The sequence below is a fragment of the Streptomyces yunnanensis genome (assembly GCF_029011865.1).
Classification (GTDB): Bacteria; Actinomycetota; Actinomycetes; order Streptomycetales; family Streptomycetaceae; genus Streptomyces; species Streptomyces yunnanensis.
Genome location: NZ_CP095749.1, coordinates 8,130,971 through 8,149,716 on the forward strand (window position 1 = coordinate 8,130,971; position 18,746 = coordinate 8,149,716).

The window sequence follows — 18,746 nt, forward strand, 5'->3', positions numbered from 1 at the left end:
AAGAGCGTGATCGGCAACAGCCCGACCGGCCGCAGCAGCTACTCCGGATCCTCCTGCAGCTGCGGCCAGTGACGATCCAGTTCGCTATGACGCCCAGCACCATCACACCGCTCGCCAACCGAACACCCTCCGGGCGCACAAGTCCCACGAGGACGACGACCAGCGGATCGAGAACCACCAAGCTGACGAAGAACACTTGCAACGGGACCGGAGCGAAGGACGCATAGGCATGGATTCCGCCTCGGGTCAGATCCAGGCAGTGGGCACCGGCTCCCTCCAGGAAACCGATCAAGTACACCGCCAGGGCCCATCTCGCCCATACGGAGATGATCAACGCGAGCGCGCCACCTGCCCTGCCCCGTCCGCCGCTGATTCCTGTGGGGGAGGGAAGGGCCGGGAATGCCCAGCGCCTCGGCCCGGGCTCCCTCCCGTACCTGCTGCCGATCCGTGCGAGTCGTGGTTCGATGGGGGAGAAACTGCCACAGCTTCATCGGTGGCCACTGTCAGGCCGTCGACGCGGTGCCGGAGTCTCCCACCGGAGTCCGTCGGCCGCCCTCGCGGAAGCCCTGGAGCGGGGCCGGCGGGCGGGCCGACATCTCTCCCCTCCCTCACAGAATCACGAGAGGAGCGCCCCTATGCGCAAGAACAACCGGAGGAACCGTCTCTGGACGGCATCGACAGTTCTTGTGGCCGGGGGCGTCATGCTCTTGCCCGATGCTGCTGTCGCGCAGCCGGCCATGCTCGGTACCCCGGCACAGATATCGGGACACTTCCAGCTCGTCAACTTGCAGACCGGCAAGTGCGCGACCGTGGCGGGCGGCGTCTCGACCGACAACAACCACCCGCTCGTCCAGTTCAACTGCGACACGGACCCCTCGCGCCGCTGGATTGTCACCAACGGGAACGGCATCTCCAATCAGCTCGTCAACGAGCAGACCCGCAAGTGCTTGACCGTGGCGGGCGGCGTCTCGACCGACAACAACCACCCGCTTGTCCAGTTCAACTGCGACACGGACCCCTCGCGCCGCTGGAGACTCATCAACGTCAACGGCAGCGTGTTCCAGATCGTCAACATGCAGACGGGCAAGTGCATGACCGTCGCCGGAGGCGTCTCGACCGACAACAACCACCCGCTTGTCCAGTTCACCTGCGACACGGACCTCTCGCGCCGCTGGGTCCTGCGGCGGGTCGGCGGGACAATCGACTGAAGCAGGTCGGGGGCCTTCTACAAGGCGTCGCGCGGCGGCGTGATCGGCGTGCCGGACTTACGGCACGGAGGCAACACAGACCACAGCGCCTGACCGTTCCATCGCTCTCGCACTCGCCCCCGCATCAGACCAGCTCAATCACGACACGAACTCCACCGCACACAGCTTCCGCGACAGCGACCTGTCCGGCGTCGAGTGGCTCGCCGAGAAGATCGGCCGCCGCCTCCACGCGGTCGCCGGTGGTTGGTGTGGACGGCACATCTCACGCAGCCGAAGCGAGACTGAGAGGGCCGCCGATGCGGGCTGACAACTCTTCGCACCTGGCCGAGGCCGCACAACAATGGCGCCTGGACTGCATCGAGCGCGTCCAGGCCGTGCTGGAGTCCCTGGGGCACGACGGCGGAGCCGTGACCGTCGCCGGCGTTGCCGCTCGGGCCGGTGTCTCCCGGACCTTCCTCCACGACAACGCCCAAGCCCCGCTGTTGACCAGGCTGCGAGATCTCGCGAACAAACAGCCCGCCACCGGGCGACCGGCTCTGCCCGACCACCAGCGGATCACCACCAAGTCACACGAGACGGTGGTGCGAGCGCTGCAAGACGTCAACCGGAAACCGCACGAGGAAATCGAACGGCTCCACAACGGACTCGCGATGGCCCTCGGACAGCTTCGCGACCTTCGCCGAGGCATCCCAACCCCACGTCAATGACACTGCCATCCTCACAAATGGCCAGCTCAGCAATGGGGGCGGCGTTCGTCAAATGTCAATTCGCCGTAGCTTCGGGGGGCCATTCGCTGTCCTGAGCGGCGAGCCGCGCTCTGCCGCTGAGAAGCTCGCCACCTATGCCGCGCCACAGGGCCCTCCGCATCGGACAGGAAGAGGCGTCGACATCGGGATGGGGCGTCACCGTAGGCCCCGGCTTGCACCAACGGGTCATCGTGTCCTCAACGACGTCCGATCCTCGGTCCGCTCTTCGGTATCGACATGAATGCCACGATGAGACCGCCCGTGAAGCCCTCAGGAAATCGCCCCTCGGCCCATTGGGCCACCGGCCGGCACAGCGCCCCACTCTCCAAGGGCGTCGAGTGACCGTCACTCGCCCGAACCGCTTCCGCAGGTCCGTCCACGCCCTGGGCACTCAGGGGCGGCAGCGCCTCGCTGCGGACCGGGTTTTTGAGCCCACGGACCAGGAGCGGACCGACGTCGCGTGGATCGGGTCGTAGTCGGTGGGTCATAGCCTGCTCCGCAGCACGTAAGGGGCGTACAGGGAGGTTTGCGCGAGCGGTCTACAGGAATGGTCAGAAGACTACGTTCCAGGGGGCCGGCGGAGCGGCTGCCCGCCCCGTCGGCCCCTGGTGTGCCGTCCGACGGATCCGTCGGCACCGGCGGACTCAGGCGCGGCGGAGCAGCCCGCCCAGCACCTCCCGCAGGGCCCCCTCCGGGTCGGCCACCCGCCCGTCCGCGCGCCACGCCACGAAGCCGTCCGGCCGCACCAGCACCGCGCCCTCCGGCGCCGTCCCGTGCGCCTCGGCCCAGTCGACGCCCTCCTCCGGGACCAGGTCGGCGTCGGCGTCGGTGCCGATGCGGTAGTGGTCCAGGCAGGCCGACCAGTGTGCCGCGGCGGCCTCCGCCGCGGCGCGCCAGATCTTGCCGTCCTCGGTGCCGGTCAGCAGGACGAACGACCGCTCGTAGAGGTCCAGCGTGGAGCGTCGCACGCCGTCCCCGTGCAGCCACAGGTGCGGGGCCCGGGTGCCCGGTTCGCCGGTGAGCCGCAGCTGCTCCGGGACGACCGGCAGTTCGGGGTCGGCGCCGATGACCGCGCCGCACGGGTAGCAGTAGCCGAGGGCGACGGTCAGCACCCCGCGCTGCCGGCCGCCGCCACCGGGCCCGGGGTCGTAGCCGGGGTGGCTGTGCTCGGCGGACCGGGCCGAGGCGCGGGCGCTGGTCACCTCGGCCACCGGCCGGCGCTCCTCCTCGTAGGTGTCCAGCAGCGCGGGGGCCGCGGCGCCGTCGAGCACCGCGGCCAGCTTCCAGGCGAGGTTGTGCGCGTCCTGGATGCCGGTGTTGGAGCCGAACGCCCCCGTGGGGGACATCTCGTGGGCGGCGTCGCCGGCGAGGAAGATCCGGCCGGCGGAGTACCGCTCGGCGACCCGCTCCGCGGCGTGCCAGGGCGCCTTGCCGGTGATCTCGACCGCCATGTCGGGCACGCCGGTCGCCCGGCGGATGTGCGCGACGCACCGCTCGTCGGTGAAGTCCTCCAGCGTCTCGCCGCGCTCGGGGTGCCAGGGCGCGTGGAAGACCCACTCCTCGCGGTTGTCGACCGGCAGCAGGGCCCCGTCGGCCTCGGGGTCGGTCAGGTAGCAGGCGATGAAGCGGCGGTCGCCGACCGCGTCCGCCAGCTCCCGGGCCCGGAAGGTGATGCTGACGTTGTGGAAGAGGTCGCCGGGGCCCTTCTGGCCGATGCCCAGCCGCTCCCGTACCGGGCTGCGCGGGCCGTCCGCGGCGATGAGGTAGTCGGCGCGCAGGGTGGTGCGCTCGCCGGTGTTCCGGTCCTCGACGACCGCGGTCACCCCGTCGGCGTCCTGCTCGGACGTCATCAGCTCGGTGTTGAACCGCAGGTCGCCACCGAGTTCGCGGGCGCACCGCAGCAGCACCGGCTCCAGGTCGTTCTGGCTGCACAGGCACCACGCGGCCGGGCTGAACCTGGCCAGGCCGCCGCCCGGGTCGATCTCCCGGAACAGCCACTCCTGGTCGTCCCCCGTCAGCGAACGGGCTTGCAGGATCCCGTGGTTGTCGGCGAGGACCGAGGCGGCCTCGCGGATCGGGTCCTCGGCGCCGGCGACCCGGTACAGCTCCATCGTGCGGACGTTGTTCCCCCGTCCGCGGGGGTGCCGTGAGGTGTCCGCGTGCTTCTCGACCAGGACGTGGGGGACGCCCAGACGTCCCAGGAAGAGCGAGGCGGACAGGCCCACCAGGGACCCGCCCACGATGAGTACCGGCACCCGGCCCTCGACCCTTGGGTTCATGTACGTGGCTCCAGCTCCAGCGGCGCGTACGGGAGATGGAGCAACGCATGCCCGGCCGGTGGTCCCTTCCATCACGGTTCACCTGCATGGCTCACAGATCTCGCGCCGACCGTGGGTCTTGGCCACGATCGAATCCGGACCGCCACCCGCGAAACGCCGGGGGCCGGAGGTCCGCCCATCCGGCTCAGTCGCCCGGGTCGCACCGGGGGTCCGGGAGGCATCCGAATCCCGGACCGTGCCGGAACCGACGACGCACCACAGGGGCCAGACGCCCCGGAGGAGATGCGTAGAAGATGACAACGCTGTCGGAACGAATATCGCAGTCCGCCTTCGACGGCTCCAGACTCCGGGTCGTACTGCTGCTGGATCTGCAGGACGGCGCCCAGCAGCAGTTCCTGGAAGCCTACGAGCAGCTGCGGAACCAGGTGGCCTCCGTTCCCGGACACATCACCGACCAGCTGTGCCAGTCCATCGAGAACCCTTCCCAGTGGCTGATCACCAGCGAATGGGAGAGTGCCCCGCCGTTCCTCGCCTGGGTCAACAGCGAGGAGCACGTCAAGATGGTGCAGCCGCTGCACAGCTGCGTGCGCAACACCCGCTCCCTCCGCTTCAGCGTCCTGCGCGAGACCTCCAACGTCGCCGCCCGCACCCCCGAGCCCCTCAAGGGTCGGTTCCAGGCCAACCCCCGCGTCGGGGACGGCGTGGTCCGGCACGCCCTCACGTTCACCGTGAAGCCGGGCAGCGAGCCCATGGTGGCCGACATCCTCTCCGGCTACACCTCCCCGGCCGCCCGGGTCGATGCCACCACCCGGCTGCGCCGCACCTCCCTGTTCATGTACGGCAACCGCGTCGTACGCGCCATCGAGGTGCAGGGCGACCTGGTCGCCGCGCTGCGCCACGTCTCCCAGCAGCCCGAGGTCCGGGCCGTCGAGGAGGCCATCAACCCCTATCTGGAGCAGGACCGGGACCTCAACGACCCCAACTCCGCCCGGGTGTTCTTCACCCGCGCCGCGCTGCCCGCGGTGCACCACGTGGCGGCCGGTCAGGACCCCGGGAGCGCCGAGATCGCCCGGCACGCGCTGTACTACCCGGCCAAGCCCGGCTGCGGCCTGATGCTGGCCAAGATGCTGGCGCACCAGGACGAGGAGGCCGCCGACGACCCGGCGTGCCCCGTCCACAGCAGCACGATCTTCCAGCGCGACGACATCGTCGTCCGCCTCATCGACCTGCGGGCCCCCCTCGACCGTGACCCGCTGGTGTCCCTCGGCGTCCGGGGCGACCGCAAGCTCGCCGTGCTGCGGCGGCTGCTCGACGGAGACGTGGCCGGCGGTCTGACCACCGAACGCGAGCTCGCGCACTTCCTGGCCCGCGCCGACATGGACCTCATCACCGACCGTCGGGCGCCGGACGCCTGACCGCGCCGACCGTCCCCCCGGTGCCAGCACCGGCCCCCGATCGGTCGACGCCGTGCTGTCCGCCGCCCCGCAGGCCGTACCGGGCCCCACCGGCCGCGCCACCCCCTGCCCATGTACCGGCATCACGCCCCTGGAGGAATCAGCCATGACCACGTACCGCCCACGCATCGTCGACCTCAGCGAGACCCAGCCCAACCGCCGGCGCGGAGGTGATCTGCGCGCCATGCTGACACCCAGCGCGGTGGGCGCCACGAGCGGCTTCATGGGCATGGCCCTCGTCCGGCCGGGCGAGCGCATCGGAGAGCACTACCACCCGTACTCCGAGGAGTTCGTGTACGTCGTCGAGGGCGCCCTGGAAGTCGACCTCGATGGGGAGACCTACTCGCTGCGCCCGGACCAGGGGCTGATGATCCCGCCGTACATGCGGCACCGCTTCCGCAACGTCGGGAACACCCAGGCCCGGATGGTCTTCCACCTCGGCCCGCTCGCCCCGCGCCCGGAACTGGGCCACGTCGACACCGAGGGCACCGAGACCGGTGCGGGCGCGGCCGCCACCGGGGAGCGCACCTCGGCCGCCCCACCCGAACGCACGGAGCCGGTGTCATGACCCGCCGCGTGGCGGTCACCGGCGTCGGCATCGTCGCCCCCGGCGGCGTGGGGATCCCGGCCTTCTGGGACCTGCTGTCCGCCGGTCGGACGGCCACTCGTGGCATCACCCTCTTCGACCCGACCGGTTTCCGGTCCCGGATCGCCGCCGAGTGCGACTTCGATCCGGCCGCGCACGGCCTGGACGAGGAGCAGGTGGCGAGGTCGGACCGGTACATCCAGTTCGCGCTGGTCGCCGCCGCCGAGGCGCTGCGGGAGGCCGGTGTGGACCTGGCACGGGAGGACCCGTGGCGGGTCGGGGTGTCCCTGGGCACCGCGGTCGGCGGCACCACGCGCCTGGAGCACGACTACGTGGCGGTCAGCGAGTCCGGCCGCCGCTGGGACGTGGACCACCGACCCGCCGGGCCGCATCTGCACCGGGCGTTCTCGCCCAGTTCGCTGGCGTCCGCGGTGGCGGAGCAGAGCGGCGCGCACGGCCCGGTGCAGACCGTCTCGACGGGGTGCACCTCCGGCCTCGACGCCATCGGTTACGCCTTCCAGGCCATCGAGGAGGGCCGGGCCGACGTCTACGTCGCGGGAGCCTCGGACTCGCCGATCTCCCCGATCACGGTGGCCTGCTTCGACGCCATCAAGGCAACCTCCGCCAACAACGACGACCCCGCCCACGCCTCCCGGCCCTTCGACGCCCAGCGCGACGGGTTCGTCATGGGCGAGGGCGGCGCCGTCCTGGTCCTGGAGGAGTTGGAGCACGCCCGGTCCCGCGGTGCCACCATCCACTGCGAGATCCGCGGCTACGCCACCTTCGGCAACGCCTACCACATGACCGGCCTGACCCAGGAAGGTCTGGAGATGGCCGAGGCGATCAACCGCTCGCTGGCCCACGCGCAGCTCGACCCCACCCAGGTCGACTACGTCAACGCACACGGCTCGGGCACCCAGCAGAACGACCGTCACGAGACCGCGGCGGTCAAGAAGTCGCTGGGCGACCACGCCTACAAGGTGCCGATGAGCTCGATCAAGTCGATGGTGGGCCACTCGCTGGGTGCGATCGGCGCGATCGAGATCGTGGCCTGCGTCCTGGCCCTGACCCATCAGGTGGTCCCGCCGACCGCCAACTACGAGAACCCGGATCCGGAGTGCGACCTCGACTACGTGCCGAAGACCGCACGGGAAGTACCGCTGCGGTCGGTGCTGTCCGTGGGCAGCGGATTCGGCGGATTCCAGTCGGCCGTGGTCCTGACCCGCCCGGGTGGGAGGACGAGATGAACTCCCCGTACACACGCTGTCCCGTCGTCACCGGCATCGGTGTGATCGCCCCCAACGGGCCCAACACCGAAGCCTTCTGGAAGGCCACCAAGGAGGGCATCAGCGTCGTCGACATGGTGACCCGCGAGGGGTGCGAGCATCTGCCCCTCAAGGTCGCCGGCGAGGTCCGCGACTTCGATCCGACCGAGCTGATCGAGGAGCGCTTCCTCGTCCAGACCGACCGGTTCACGCACTTCGCGATGGCCGCGGCCAACCTGGCGCTGGAAGACGCCCTGTTGGGCCGGGCCGACTACAACCGCTCGCCGTTCGCGGTGGGGGTGGTGACCGCGGCCGGCTCCGGCGGCGGCGAGTTCGGCCAGCGGGAGCTGCAGCACCTGTGGGGCCAGGGCTCGCGCCACGTCGGCCCCTACCAGTCCATCGCCTGGTTCTACGCGGCCAGCACCGGCCAGATCTCCATCCGCGGCGGCTTCAAGGGGCCGTGCGGTGTGGTGGCCAGTGACGAGGCCGGCGGGCTGGACGCGCTGGCGCACGCCGGCCGCACCATCAAGCGCGGCACCGACGCCGTGGTGGTGGGCGCCGCCGAGGCCCCGCTCGCCCCGTACTCGGTGGTCTGCCAGCTCGGCTACGAGGACCTCAGCCGGTGCGAGGAACCGGACCGCGCCTACCGGCCGTTCACCGACGCCGCCTGCGGGTTCGTGCCCGCCGAGGGCGGCGCGATGCTGGTCGTCGAGGAGCGTGACGCGGCGGTGGACCGGGGCTCCCGGCCCCGGGCCGTGGTCGCCGGTCATGCCGCCACCTTCACCGGGGCGGCCCTGTGGGAAGCGTCCCGGGAGGGCCTGGCCCGGGCGATCGGCAGCGCGCTGGCGGACGCCGGGTGCGCCCCCGAGGAGGTCGACGTGGTGTTCGCGGACGCCCTCGGGGTGCTCGCGGCGGACCGCGCCGAGGCGTTGGCGCTCGCCGACGCCCTGGGCCCGCACGCCACCCGGGTCCCGGTGACCGCGCCCAAGACCGGGATCGGCCGGGCGTACTGCGGCGCCCCGGTCCTGGACATCGCGGCGGCGGTGCTCTCGATGGAGGGCTCCGTCGTGCCGCCGACCCCCAACGTCGTCGACGTCAACGTCGACCTCGACGTGGTGACCGGGAAGTCCCGTTCCGCCGATCTGCAGACGGCGCTGGTGCTGAGCCGGGGCCTGATGGGCTCCAACTCGGCGCTGGTGTTGCGGCGGTGCGAAAAGTCCCCCTCCTGAGAGGAGATTCCCATGACCGCTCGACTGAACCTCGACGAGCTGGCCGCGCTGATGAAGTCGGCCGCCGGCCTGACCGTCGACCCGGAGGACATGGCGAACCGGCCCGAGGCGACCTTCGCCGAATACGGGCTGGACTCGCTGGGCCTGCTCGGCATCGTGGGTGAGCTGGAGAACCGGTACGACTGCTCGCTGCCGCCCGACGCCGAGCGCGCCAAGACGCCGCGCGACTTCCTCGACCTCGTCAACACCGACACCGTCACTACGACAGGAGCCTGACCATGCCCGGCCACACCGAGAACGAGATCACCATCGCCGCCCCGCTCAGCCTCGTCTGGGACATGACCAACGACCTGGAGAACTGGCCCCGGCTCTTCAGCGAGTACGCCTCCGTGGAGGTGCTCTCCCAGGAGGGCGACACCACCACCTTCCGGCTGACCATGCACCCCGACGAGAACGGCCAGGTCTGGAGCTGGGTCTCGGAGCGAACCCCGGACCGCGGGGCGCTGACCGTCCGCGCCCGCCGCGTGGAGACCGGCCCGTTCAAGTTCATGGACATCTTCTGGAAGTACAAGGAGATCCCCGGCGGCACCTCGATGCACTGGACCCAGGACTTCGCGATGAAGCCCGAGGCGCCGGTCGACGACAAGGGCATGACCGAGCACATCAACCGCAACTCCCGGATCCAGATGGAGCTCATCCGGGACCGGATCGAGCAGCGCGACCGCGAGCTGCGCGCGAACGCCTGACACCGACCGCCCGTCAGTCCGACCCCGGACCGCCGCCCGGCGGCAAGGAAGGGAATCTCCCCGATGCACCACGCTCTGATCGTCGCCCGGATGAAGCCCGGCTCGGCTCCCGACATCGCCGAGGTCTTCGCGTCCTCGGACCGCACGGAGCTGCCCCACTTGGTGGGCGTCAACCGGCGGACGCTGTTCCAGTTCGGTGAGGTGTACCTGCACCTCATCGAGTCCGACGTCCCGCCCGGCCCGGAGATCGCCAAGGCGCACCAGCACCCGGAGTTCCAGGCCATCAGCAAGCGACTGTCCGCGTACGTCAGCGCGTACGACCCGGAGACCTGGCGCAGTCCCAAGGACGCCATGGCCCGGGAGTTCTACCGCTGGGAACGGGACCGCGCCGGCTGATCCGGACCGGCGCACGGTGACCGGCCTCCCCGTCGTGTCCTGCGGGGAGGTCGCCCCGGTCTTCGTCGTCGGCCCGTCCACGTCGGCTCACTTCGCGGGCACGGTGCACTCGAAGGCGTGCAGATACGGGTTGACCACCAGGATGTCGTGGACCAGCAGCCCGGCCTCGGCCATGTGCCGGACCAGGCTCTCCTTGGAGTGCTTGGCGCCGCCCACGTTCAGCAGGAGCAGCAGGTCCATGGCGGTGGTGAACTTCATCGACGGGCTGTCGTCCACGAGGTTCTCGATGACCACGACCCGGGCGCCGGGCCGGGCCACCTCGACGACGTTCCCCAGCGTTCTGCGGGTGCTGTCGTCGTCCCACTCCAGGATGTTCTTGATGATGTAGAGGTCGGCCTCGACGGGGATCTCCTCGCGGCAGTCGCCGGGCACGATCCGCGCCCGCTCGGCCAGCGGACCGCCGTCCCGCAGCCGGGGGTCGGCGGTGTCCACCACCGACGGCAGGTCCAGCAGGGCGCCGCGCAGCGAGGGGTATTTCTCCAACAGGCCGGCCAGGACGTGGCCCTGGCCGCCGCCGACGTCCGCAACCGACGACACCCCGGTGAGGTCGAGGAGTTCGACGATGTCGCGGGCCGACTGCCGGCTGGAGGTGGTCATCGCGCGGTCGAAGACCTGCGCGGAGTCGCGGGCGTCCTCGTGCAGGTACTCGAAGAAGCCCTTGCCGTAGAGGTCGTCGAAGACGTTCCGGCCGGAGCGCACCGCGTCGTCCAGTCGCGGCCACGCCTCCCACGTCCACGGCTCGGTGCACCACAGGGAGATGTAGCGCAGGCTGTTCGGGGTGTCCTCGCGCAGCAGCCGCGACATCTCGGTGTGGACGAACTTCCCGCCCTCGGTCTCCTCGAAGATCCCGTAGCAGGCCAGCGCCCGCAACAGCCGTTCCAGCGGACCTGGTTCGGTGCCCACCGTCGCGGCCAGCTCCTCCACGGGCGTGGGCCGCTCGCCCAGCGCATCGGCCACGCCGAGCCGGGCGGCCGCCCGGACGGCCGCCGCGCACGCGGCGCCGAAGATGAGTTCCCGCAGCCGCATGGTGGGTTGGGGGGTGGAGCTCACGGTGGTCATTCCGCCTCAATTCTCCCGTTGGACGTTCGCGTTGAGCGGGCCGCTGCGCGGCGGTCGCGGCGGTCGGCCACGGCTGGTACCGCTATCGACACAGCCCGGCCGGCCTGGAGGTCCGGCAGGTGTTGCGGGTGAAGACGTTCTTGCGGCCGGCCTTGTCCGCGTTGATCAAGTCCGCCGGGGAGTTCCGCAGGACGACGTTGTCGCTGATCACGTTGTGGTCGCTGGAAGCCTTGACGAAGCTGGGGAAGAGCACCACGCCGCCCGACAGCGGCGAGGCGCCGGCGTTGTCGCGGACGAGGTTGTGCCGGACGAGGGTGTCCTCGGCGCCGGTCAGGACGATGCCGGAGCCCTGGAGGAACGACAGCCGCTTGGTCGCCGGGCAGTGCTTGTTGTTCCGCGAGACCTCGTTGTCCCGTACCGTCAGGGCGCCGGCCTTGGGGTGGTTCTCGTCGCCGACCACGAACACCCCGGCGCAGTTCCCGGCCACGGTGTTGTGGGCGATCAGCAGGTTCCGGAGCCGCCGGGCCGTGATGCCGATGCGGTTGCCGGCGAGCCGGTTCTCGACGATCCGGGTGCGCCGGGTGTCGATCGCCCCGCCCTCCTCCGTGACGACGTTGGCCAGGAAGATCCCCGCGTCGCCGTTCTCCGACGCGGTGTCGTCGCGCAGCAGGCTGCGCACCGACTTCTCCAGCGCGATGCCCCACTGGCCGTTGTGCCGCGCGGTGACGCCGCGCACCGTCAACCCCTCGGTGCCGGAGGCCCAGACGCCGTTCCGGCGGAAGCCCTCGACGGTCAGCCGCCGCAGATGGACGTCGGTGAGCGGGTCGCCGCGGCCGGCGAGGACGCAGATGCCGTCGCCGTTCTGCCCGCAGGCGTTCGCCGCCCGGGTGGCGGGCGGGGCGATCACCGTGCCGCCGCCGGTGCCGCGGAGCACCAGGTGCGACTTGTTGATCAGCACGCTCTCGCGGTACACGCCGGGCAGCACGGCCACGGTGTCGCCCGGGTGGGCCGCGTCCACCGCCCGCTGGATCGATTCCCCGGGGTGGACGACGAGCACCCGGTCGTCGCGGTCCGGCGTGGCCTGGGACGGCGGGGCGATGCCGAGCGCGCCGGCCAGGACCGCCGCCGCGCAGCCCAGGTGGGTCATCCGCCGTGCCCCGCGGGGCATGTGTCGTAGAGCCATGAGGCGAAGCTATGGGCGATCATCCGCGCTCGCCACATGTGGTAGCCCGACGGACACGGTGCGTGCGGGCGTCAGTTTTCCGGTCCGGGGGCGCCCGGGCGGGGGCCGGCGGAGCGGGGCGCGGTGGCCCGGCCGGCGTGCCCGCGGCCCGACCCCGGATCAGCCGTCGGGCCCGGTCCGGGATCGGACGGAGCGTCAGCCGGGCCGTCCGGCGGGGTCTGCGTCAGCAGGGCCGCGAGGCTGGCGGGCAGGAACCACGGACGGAGGCGGGGGGCGGTCACGGATGCTCAACGCCGTCACACGTCCAGACGACACCCGCCCGCGGCACGCCCGGCGGCTTCATCACTCCAACGGCGGCTACCGGGGTGGCCGCGCGGCCTGCCGTGCGACGGCCGCCTCGATGCCGTCCAGGATCACCGTGAGCCCGGCGTCGAAGGTGGCCCGTGCCTCGCGTTCGAGGTAGGAGCCCTGCGCGCCCTCCTCCTCCGGCGGCGGCGAGGCGCCCTCGGTCTCCAGGCGGACCAGCAGCGGGAAGCGCTCCGCGAAGTCCGGGACCACCTCGGTCAGGGTGCCGGCGCGGGAGCGCCACCAGTCCTCGTCGGTGACGCCGGTGGCGGTGGCCGCCTCCCGGGACTCGGCGACGGTCCGCGCGGCGCCGCGGACGAAGTGGAACAGCACGCCGACGATCCGGCGCAGCGCGGCGGAGTCCAGCCCGGTGGTGTAGAGCACCCGCAGCAGGGTCTCCATGGCGGTGTACTCGTGCGGGCCCAGCACCGGGCGCGCCTGCGAGACCTGGAGCACCCAGGGGTGGCGCAGGGAGAACTCCCAGGTGTCGGTGGCCCAGGACGTCACCGCGGACTGCCAGCCGGCGGACAGGTCGTAGTCGGTGGGGAGCTCGGCCAGCGCCTGGTCGTACATCAGGTCCACCAGCTCGGTCTTGCCGGGGACGTAGGTGTACAGCGCCATCGCCGTGCGGCCCAGTCGCTCGCCGACGCTGCGCATCGACAGTGCCGCCATGCCCTCCGCGTCGGCCACCGCGATGCCCGCGGCCACGATCGCGTCCACGCTCAGCGCCGGTTTGGGGCCGCGGGTCGGGCGGGGGCGGTCCGCGGCGTCGGATTCCTCCGCCCGCCACAGCAGGGACAGGGAACGGCGGGCGTCGCCCTGGCCCGCGAATACCGTCAACTTGCTACTCCTTAGGGTGTAAAGATATTGTCCCCGAACAAACTCTTTATGACGTAAGGATATCAGGGGGGCATGGGATCCGAGTGGGGGCGTGGCCGGCTGGTGGACGACGGCAACACCGTCATCGTCGTCGAGCACCACCAGGCGGTGATGGCCCACGCCGACCGGATCACCGACCTGGGCCCGGGCGCGGGCGACGCCGGCGGCCGGGTCGTCTTCACCGGCACCCCGCGCGGCCTCGTCGAGAACGGCACGTCGCCGACCGCCCGACACCTCCGCGAGTACCTCGGCGCCACCCCGGGCCACTGACCCGCCGACCCACCGTCCGCACCACACCGCAAGGAGTTCCCATGACGGTCCTGCCCGTCGCGCTCATCCACGTCACCGGCGTCCGGCGGCTCACCCCGCGCATGGTCCGCTGCACCTTCGCCGGGGACGGCCTCGACACCTTCCCCACCTGGCCCGACCAGCAGCTCAAACTCCTCTTCCCCCGGCCGGGCCAGAGCGCCCCGCGACTGCCCGAGGCCCCCGCCGGCGACGACGGGATGCGCTGGTACCAGGCGTTCCTCGCGCTCCCCGAGGACGAACGCCCCTGGATGCGCAGCTACACCGTGCGCGCCTACGACCCCGAGCGGCAGTGGCTCACCGTCGACTTCGTCCTGCACGGCGCGCACGAGTCGGCCGGCCCCGCGACCCGCTGGGCGGCCACCGCGTCCGTCGGCGACACCCTCGCCCGGTACGGGCCGTCGGCGGTCTACGCCCGGCCGCTGCCCCTGGACGCCCCCGGCCCGATCCTGCTGGCCGGCGACGAGACCGCGCTGCCCGCGATCGGCTCGCTCGCCGAGGCCCTGCCCGCCACCGCCCGCGCGACGGCCTGGATCGAGATCGCGGACGGGGCCGAGGAGCAGCCCCTGCCGACCCGCGCCGACCTCACCGTCCACTGGGTGCACCGGGACCGCGCCGCGGCCGGTCCCGACGGCGCCCTGCTCGCCGCCGTCCGTGCGGCCCGCCTCCCGGCGGACCCGGCCCTGGCCTGGCTGGCCGGCGAGGCCGGCGCGGTCCGCTCCCTGCGGCGCCATCTGATCGCCGACCGCGGCCTCGACAAGCGCCGGATCGAGTTCGTCGGCTACTGGCGCCGGAACCTCACCCAGGACGACGCGCCGACCGAGGAGGACCTCGTCGAGGCCCGGGAGCGGATCGCGGCGGCCCAGGCGGAGGCCGGTCGGACGGGGTCGGAACAGGCCGGCTGACCCGCGCTACCCGAGGCGGCGGCCCTCGCCGGCCGCCGCCCGGATCAGCACGTCGGTCAGCTCACCGGGCCGCGAGAGCATCGGATAGTGCCCGGTCTCCAGGTCGAAGTAGCCCACCCGGGGCTCGGCGAGCACCGCGTAGCGCGGGTCCCCGGTCGCCAACAGGGCCTCCAGGACCGCGATGCCGGGCCCGTTGGCGGTGCAGAAGACGCCGGTGCTCGGCAGCGCGGCGGCGGCGCCGGTGAGCCGGAGCGGCCGGGTCAGGGTGCCCAGCGGCTGCGGCGCCGCCAGTCGCTCCATCCGGGCCCGGTCGGCCGGTGCCACCCCGGTGAGATCGCCCCACACCTCCTCGTCCTCCAGCGACGGGGGCGGCAGGAACCGTCCCCCGCCGCACTCCGTCGCCCGCCCCAGCAGCCGGTCCCGCACGGCCGGATCGGGCATCACATCGACCCCCGCGTCGCCGTCCTGGGGCATCCCGGTGTCCAGATAGACCAGCGAACCCACCCGGTCCGCACGGCGGTCGGCGGCGCCCAGCACCGGGAGCAGGCCGTAGCAGTGGCCCACCAGCACCGCGTCCCGGACGTCCTCGTGCTCCAGCACCTGCACGATGTCCTCGATGTGCGTCTCCAGGTCCGTGTCGGGTCCGGCCAGATGGCGCCGGTCGCCCATCCCCGTCAGCGTCACCGGGAGCGGGGTGTGGCCCCGCTGCCGGAGCAGCGCGGCCACCTCCCGCCAGATCCAGCCGCCGGTGTAGCCGCCCGACACCAGCACGAATGCGGTCATCTCGGGTACTCCTCGTCCTCGTCCACGGTGCGCGGCCCCCGAGCGGCGGCCGCGGGGCGAACGTAGAAGCTCCCGCAGCGGGAGGTTCAAGGGCGGCAAGTGCCGGGCCCGGGCCGTCCATTCGGCACCGGCCGCGGACCCGCCCGGCGCGCCCCGCCCGTTCAACCCGGCGGGCCCGTCGTCTACAGTTGAGGAATTCCCCTGTTCAACGAACAACGCGATGGCCGGTCGGCCTGAACGCGGAGGGCATGCGTGGGCGGTTTCGCCGAATCGGTACGGGAACGGGTGCGCGCGGCACGGGCCGCCGTCGAGGCGGCGCGGGCCGCCGATGACGCCTATGCGCTGGCCGTCGCGGAGGACGAACTGGACGACGCGCTGCGGATCGCGCACGGCATCGGGATCGACCCGGACCGCGGCGCGGGCGATGCCTCCCAGGAGGCGTCGGAGTGAGCGGCGCGCCGCCGCGCCGGCGATCCGCGGCGTCCGGCGCCACCGGAGCCGGGTGACGGCCGATGCCCGGCGCACCGCGACGCAAGGGGCCGCCGCCGTGGCGGGCGGTCCGCTCCCGCACCTGCATACCCACCGCCGCCGCCCGGGCCTGCCGTGGCCGCCGCTCCTTCGGGCGGGGCCCGCTGCGCCCCGGCGGCGGCCACGGGCGTGCCTGCCCGAAGATCGCCGCCCGGCATCTGACGTCGCCCCGCTGCGGCGTCCGCCGGGCCCGGGCCACCGCGGTCCGCCCCGGCACCCGACTGGCGCGGCTGCCCGCCGCCGTCCTGGTGACCCAGCGCGCCGCGGCCGCCGAGGCGGCCCGGCGCAGCCTGTGGATACGCGTGCTCCTCTACATCGCCGTGACCCAGGTGGTGCTGGTGTTCCTGGCGCTGGTCGTCTACCTGGGGCGCCACGCGGGGACTTGACGCACCCCGGCCTCACCCCGCCCGCGACACCGACTCCCCGCCGGCCGCCCGTGCCACGGGCTCCCCGGCACCCCCGCCGACCGCCCCCCGCCGTACGCGCCACAGCCACCCCACGTCCCGCCCGAAGGACCACACCAGCAGCGCCAGCGCCCCCGCCACCGCGCCCCGTTCGACCGCCCGCGGCACGATCCCGGCGGCCGCCACCACGAGCACGATGCCCTGGAGCGCGGCCACCGTCTTGCGCGCCATGCTGTGCGGCAGCGGCGCGCGCAGCCACGGCAGCACCCAGGACGCCGCGACGAACAGATAGCGCAGCGCGCCGATGGCCAGCACCCACGGCCCCAGCGGCACGACCACGTGGACGGACAGCACCAGGATCAAGAACGCGTCGACCTCCATGTCGAACCGCGCCCCGAGCGCCGTCACCGTCCCGGTGCGCCGCGCCACCCGGCCGTCCACCGCGTCCAGGACCAGCGCCACCGCGGCCAGCCCGACCAGCACCGCCACCGGCACCGGCCGGTCGAAGGAGTCGACGACCAGCGCCGTCACCCCGCCGACGAGCGTGGCCCGGGCCAGCGTGACGCGGTTGGCCGGCCCGAAGGAGCGCGGACAGGACCCGCGGAGCGCCCGGGCGAGCACGGCCCAGGTGGCCGCCGCGAAGACGCAGCCCGTCAGCCACCCCGCCGGGCCCAGCCCCACCGCCCGGCACAGCACCTCCAGCAGGACCAGTTGCGCGACCGTCCAGGCCGCCGGCGCCGGGTCGAACGGCCTTGTCCCGAACCGCGCTTGTCCGGCCATCGCGCCTCCCAGACCCTGTGGCGGAGCCGGGGGACGCCGCGTAGGGTGACGCCGTCGCCATGATCCCCGGTGTGCGTCGCCCAGCATCCACGACGCATCGCCGCACCGTCCAGGAGGATTCGTTGCCGCGCGTCGCCCAGGGCTTCTGGCTCAGCGCTCCAGGCCGCGGCGAGATCCGGGCGGTCGAGCTGCCGCGGCCCGGTGCCGACGACGTCCTGGTGCGCACGCTCTACTCCGGGGTGAGCCGGGGCACCGAGAGCCTGGTCTTCCGCGGCGGCGTCCCGCCGAGCCAGTACGCGGCGATGCGCGCCCCGTTCCAGGACGGCGCGTTCCCGGCCCCGGTCAAGTACGGCTATCTGAACGTGGGCGTGGTCGAGGAGGGGCCGGCCCCGCTCCGCGGGCGCACGGTCTTCTGCCTCTACCCGCACCAGACCCACTACGTCGTCCCGGCGGACGCGGTGACCCCCGTCCCGGACGACGTCCCCGCGGCGCGCGCCGTGCTCGCCGGCACCGTCGAGACCGCGGTGAACGCCGTGTGGGACGCCGCGCCGCTGCTCGGCGACAAGATCGCGGTGGTCGGCGGCGGCATGGTCGGGTCCGCGGTCGCCGCCCTGCTGGTCCGCTACCCGGCCGCCCGGGTGCAGTTGGTCGACGCCGATCCGGCGCGCGCCGCCACCGCCGAGGCGCTGGGCGTCCCGTTCGCGCTGCCCGCCGACGCCCGCGGCGACTGCGACCTCGTCGTCCACGCCAGCGCCACCGAGGAGGGCCTGGCCCGGGCCCTCGAACTCCTCGCGCCGGAAGGCACCGTGATCGAGCTGAGCTGGTACGGCGACCGCCGGGTCGGCCTGCCGCTGGGGGAGTCCTTCCACTCCCGCCGGTTGACCCTGCGCAGCAGTCAGGTGGGTGCGGTTGCCCCGGCCCGCCGCGGCCGGCACGGCTTCGCCGACCGGCTCCGGCTCGCGCTGGACCTCCTCGCCGACCCCGCCTTCGACGCGTTGGTCACCGGGGAGTCCCGCTTCGCGGAACTGCCGTCGGTGCTGCCCCGGCTGGCCTCCGGAGCGCTGCCGGCGCTCTGCCACCGCATCCGCTATCCGGCGGCCGGCGCCCGCGCGCCCGGCGCGGCGTGACGCCCACCCGCGACGCCCCGACCCGGTACCGACGCCCCGGTACCGACGCCCCGGTATCGACACCCTGGAGGAACACCCGTGTTCAGCATCACCGTCCGCGACCACCTGATGGTCGCGCACAGCTTCCGCGGCGCGGTCTTCGGGCCCGCGCAGCGGCTGCACGGCGCGACCTTCATCGTGGACGCCACCTTCCGCCGCCCCGAACTGGACGACGACAACATCGTGGTCGACATCGGCCTGGCCACCCAGGAGCTCGGCGCGGTGGTCGCCGAGCTCAACTACCGCAACCTCGACGACGAACCGGCCTTCGCCGGCACCAACACCTCCACCGAGGCGCTGGCCAAGGTCATCGCCGACCGGCTCGTCGACCGGGTGCACGCTGGCAACCTCGGCGCGGGCGCCCGCGAGCTGGCCGGGATCACCGTCACCCTGCACGAGTCCCATATCGCCTGGGCCAGTTACGAGCGCGCGCTGTGAC

At 72.7% G+C, this 18,746-nt stretch carries 20 protein-coding genes and 1 pseudogene; 15 read left to right on the top strand and 6 right to left on the bottom strand.

Annotated features, from left to right (window positions below; genetic code table 11):
* Positions 1–635: 635 nt before the first annotated feature.
* Together MOV08_RS35480 and MOV08_RS35485 are read left to right on the top strand one after the other, a co-directional pair.
* Positions 636–1,208, top strand: coding sequence for an RICIN domain-containing protein (locus MOV08_RS35480; protein ID WP_275310345.1), 573 nt, complete (start codon positions 636–638; stop codon positions 1,206–1,208).
* A 296-nt stretch (positions 1,209–1,504) separates the two neighbouring features.
* Positions 1,505–1,915, top strand: a complete 411-nt coding sequence (locus tag MOV08_RS35485; protein ID WP_275310346.1) for a transposase — start codon at positions 1,505–1,507, stop codon at positions 1,913–1,915.
* Between the two features lie 683 nt (positions 1,916–2,598).
* Here MOV08_RS35485 and MOV08_RS35490 read toward each other — a convergent pair.
* Positions 2,599–4,233 carry an FAD-dependent oxidoreductase gene (locus tag MOV08_RS35490; RefSeq protein ID WP_275310347.1) on the bottom strand — a complete coding sequence of 545 codons (1,635 nt, stop codon included), beginning with the start codon at positions 4,231–4,233 and terminating at the stop codon, positions 2,599–2,601.
* A gap of 293 nt (positions 4,234–4,526) precedes the next feature.
* On the opposite strand from MOV08_RS35490, the gene MOV08_RS35495 reads away from it, so the two are divergent.
* The 7 genes from MOV08_RS35495 (at position 4,527) to MOV08_RS35525 (ending at position 9,909) form a co-directional block, all read left to right on the top strand.
* A complete protein-coding gene (locus MOV08_RS35495) occupies positions 4,527–5,648 on the top strand; it encodes a SchA/CurD-like domain-containing protein (protein ID WP_039638399.1) in 1,122 nt (373 codons plus the stop codon).
* A 145-nt stretch (positions 5,649–5,793) separates the two neighbouring features.
* Positions 5,794–6,255: a cupin domain-containing protein gene (locus MOV08_RS35500; protein ID WP_039638400.1), complete on the top strand. Its 462-nt coding sequence runs from the start codon at positions 5,794–5,796 to the stop codon at positions 6,253–6,255.
* Positions 6,252–7,520 (top strand): beta-ketoacyl-[acyl-carrier-protein] synthase family protein, encoded by a 1,269-nt coding sequence (locus MOV08_RS35505; protein ID WP_039638401.1) that lies wholly within the window; start codon positions 6,252–6,254, stop codon positions 7,518–7,520. Before MOV08_RS35500 ends, MOV08_RS35505 begins: the two co-directional genes overlap by 4 nt.
* Positions 7,517–8,767 carry a beta-ketoacyl synthase N-terminal-like domain-containing protein gene (locus MOV08_RS35510; RefSeq protein WP_039638402.1) on the top strand — a complete coding sequence of 417 codons (1,251 nt, stop codon included), beginning with the start codon at positions 7,517–7,519 and terminating at the stop codon, positions 8,765–8,767. Before MOV08_RS35505 ends, MOV08_RS35510 begins: the two co-directional genes overlap by 4 nt.
* A gap of 12 nt (positions 8,768–8,779) precedes the next feature.
* Positions 8,780–9,043, top strand: a complete 264-nt coding sequence (locus tag MOV08_RS35515) for an acyl carrier protein (protein WP_039638403.1) — start codon at positions 8,780–8,782, stop codon at positions 9,041–9,043.
* A gap of 2 nt (positions 9,044–9,045) precedes the next feature.
* Positions 9,046–9,513 (top strand): SRPBCC family protein, encoded by a 468-nt coding sequence (locus MOV08_RS35520; RefSeq protein ID WP_039638404.1) that lies wholly within the window; start codon positions 9,046–9,048, stop codon positions 9,511–9,513.
* Between the two features lie 63 nt (positions 9,514–9,576).
* Entirely contained in the window at positions 9,577–9,909 is a 333-nt protein-coding gene (locus tag MOV08_RS35525; protein ID WP_039638405.1) for a TcmI family type II polyketide cyclase, read from the top strand.
* Positions 9,910–9,996: 87 nt separating this feature from the next.
* Here the strand turns inward: MOV08_RS35525 and MOV08_RS35530 are convergent, their stop codons facing one another.
* The 3 genes from MOV08_RS35530 to MOV08_RS35540 form a co-directional block, all read right to left on the bottom strand.
* The gene (locus MOV08_RS35530; RefSeq protein ID WP_039638406.1) at positions 9,997–11,028 is read right to left on the bottom strand and encodes a methyltransferase; all 1,032 of its coding nucleotides are present in this window, start codon (positions 11,026–11,028) and stop codon (positions 9,997–9,999) included.
* Between the two features lie 82 nt (positions 11,029–11,110).
* Entirely contained in the window at positions 11,111–12,211 is a 1,101-nt protein-coding gene (locus tag MOV08_RS35535) for a right-handed parallel beta-helix repeat-containing protein (RefSeq protein WP_275310348.1), read from the bottom strand.
* 357 nt (positions 12,212–12,568) lie between these two features.
* Positions 12,569–13,396: a TetR/AcrR family transcriptional regulator C-terminal domain-containing protein gene (locus MOV08_RS35540; protein ID WP_275310349.1), complete on the bottom strand. Its 828-nt coding sequence runs from the start codon at positions 13,394–13,396 to the stop codon at positions 12,569–12,571.
* 96 nt (positions 13,397–13,492) lie between these two features.
* On the opposite strand from MOV08_RS35540, the pseudogene MOV08_RS35545 reads away from it, so the two are divergent.
* Together MOV08_RS35545 and MOV08_RS35550 are read left to right on the top strand one after the other, a co-directional pair.
* Positions 13,493–13,705 (top strand): annotated as a pseudogene (locus MOV08_RS35545) (hypothetical protein); the annotation flags it as partial.
* A 41-nt stretch (positions 13,706–13,746) separates the two neighbouring features.
* On the top strand, positions 13,747–14,646 hold the full coding sequence (locus tag MOV08_RS35550; RefSeq protein ID WP_275310350.1) for a siderophore-interacting protein: 900 nt from the start codon (positions 13,747–13,749) through the stop codon (positions 14,644–14,646).
* Positions 14,647–14,652: 6 nt separating this feature from the next.
* Here the strand turns inward: MOV08_RS35550 and MOV08_RS35555 are convergent, their stop codons facing one another.
* Positions 14,653–15,429: an alpha/beta hydrolase gene (locus tag MOV08_RS35555; protein WP_275310351.1), complete on the bottom strand. Its 777-nt coding sequence runs from the start codon at positions 15,427–15,429 to the stop codon at positions 14,653–14,655.
* Positions 15,430–15,681: 252 nt separating this feature from the next.
* On the opposite strand from MOV08_RS35555, the gene MOV08_RS35560 reads away from it, so the two are divergent.
* Both MOV08_RS35560 and MOV08_RS35565 read left to right on the top strand, forming a co-directional pair.
* Complete coding sequence (locus MOV08_RS35560; protein WP_039638411.1) at positions 15,682–15,879, top strand: hypothetical protein; 198 nt, start codon at positions 15,682–15,684, stop codon at positions 15,877–15,879.
* A gap of 62 nt (positions 15,880–15,941) precedes the next feature.
* The gene (locus MOV08_RS35565; RefSeq protein ID WP_275310352.1) at positions 15,942–16,343 is read left to right on the top strand and encodes a DUF6126 family protein; all 402 of its coding nucleotides are present in this window, start codon (positions 15,942–15,944) and stop codon (positions 16,341–16,343) included.
* 12 nt (positions 16,344–16,355) lie between these two features.
* On the opposite strand, the gene MOV08_RS35570 is transcribed toward MOV08_RS35565, so the two are convergent.
* The gene (locus MOV08_RS35570) at positions 16,356–17,141 is read right to left on the bottom strand and encodes a CDP-alcohol phosphatidyltransferase family protein (RefSeq protein ID WP_275310353.1); all 786 of its coding nucleotides are present in this window, start codon (positions 17,139–17,141) and stop codon (positions 16,356–16,358) included.
* 122 nt (positions 17,142–17,263) lie between these two features.
* Here MOV08_RS35570 and MOV08_RS35575 point away from each other — a divergent pair, with 122 nt between their 5' ends.
* Both MOV08_RS35575 and MOV08_RS35580 read left to right on the top strand, forming a co-directional pair.
* Positions 17,264–18,268 carry a zinc-dependent alcohol dehydrogenase gene (locus MOV08_RS35575; RefSeq protein WP_039638414.1) on the top strand — a complete coding sequence of 335 codons (1,005 nt, stop codon included), beginning with the start codon at positions 17,264–17,266 and terminating at the stop codon, positions 18,266–18,268.
* Between the two features lie 78 nt (positions 18,269–18,346).
* Positions 18,347–18,745: a 6-pyruvoyl trahydropterin synthase family protein gene (locus MOV08_RS35580; RefSeq protein ID WP_039638415.1), complete on the top strand. Its 399-nt coding sequence runs from the start codon at positions 18,347–18,349 to the stop codon at positions 18,743–18,745.
* Position 18,746: the final 1 nt, after the last annotated feature.

Coding starts and splice junctions, on each gene's coding strand:
- MOV08_RS35480 (WP_275310345.1), top strand. CDS start 636: ATGCGCAAGAACAACCGGAGGAACCGTCTCTGGACGGCATCGACAGTT.
- MOV08_RS35485 (WP_275310346.1), top strand. CDS start 1,505: ATGCGGGCTGACAACTCTTCGCACCTGGCCGAGGCCGCACAACAATGG.
- MOV08_RS35490 (WP_275310347.1), bottom strand. CDS start 4,233: ATGAACCCAAGGGTCGAGGGCCGGGTGCCGGTACTCATCGTGGGCGGG.
- MOV08_RS35495 (WP_039638399.1), top strand. CDS start 4,527: ATGACAACGCTGTCGGAACGAATATCGCAGTCCGCCTTCGACGGCTCC.
- MOV08_RS35500 (WP_039638400.1), top strand. CDS start 5,794: ATGACCACGTACCGCCCACGCATCGTCGACCTCAGCGAGACCCAGCCC.
- MOV08_RS35505 (WP_039638401.1), top strand. CDS start 6,252: ATGACCCGCCGCGTGGCGGTCACCGGCGTCGGCATCGTCGCCCCCGGC.
- MOV08_RS35510 (WP_039638402.1), top strand. CDS start 7,517: ATGAACTCCCCGTACACACGCTGTCCCGTCGTCACCGGCATCGGTGTG.
- MOV08_RS35515 (WP_039638403.1), top strand. CDS start 8,780: ATGACCGCTCGACTGAACCTCGACGAGCTGGCCGCGCTGATGAAGTCG.
- MOV08_RS35520 (WP_039638404.1), top strand. CDS start 9,046: ATGCCCGGCCACACCGAGAACGAGATCACCATCGCCGCCCCGCTCAGC.
- MOV08_RS35525 (WP_039638405.1), top strand. CDS start 9,577: ATGCACCACGCTCTGATCGTCGCCCGGATGAAGCCCGGCTCGGCTCCC.
- MOV08_RS35530 (WP_039638406.1), bottom strand. CDS start 11,028: ATGACCACCGTGAGCTCCACCCCCCAACCCACCATGCGGCTGCGGGAA.
- MOV08_RS35535 (WP_275310348.1), bottom strand. CDS start 12,211: ATGGCTCTACGACACATGCCCCGCGGGGCACGGCGGATGACCCACCTG.
- MOV08_RS35550 (WP_275310350.1), top strand. CDS start 13,747: ATGACGGTCCTGCCCGTCGCGCTCATCCACGTCACCGGCGTCCGGCGG.
- MOV08_RS35555 (WP_275310351.1), bottom strand. CDS start 15,429: ATGACCGCATTCGTGCTGGTGTCGGGCGGCTACACCGGCGGCTGGATC.
- MOV08_RS35565 (WP_275310352.1), top strand. CDS start 15,942: ATGCCCGGCGCACCGCGACGCAAGGGGCCGCCGCCGTGGCGGGCGGTC.
- MOV08_RS35570 (WP_275310353.1), bottom strand. CDS start 17,141: ATGGCCGGACAAGCGCGGTTCGGGACAAGGCCGTTCGACCCGGCGCCG.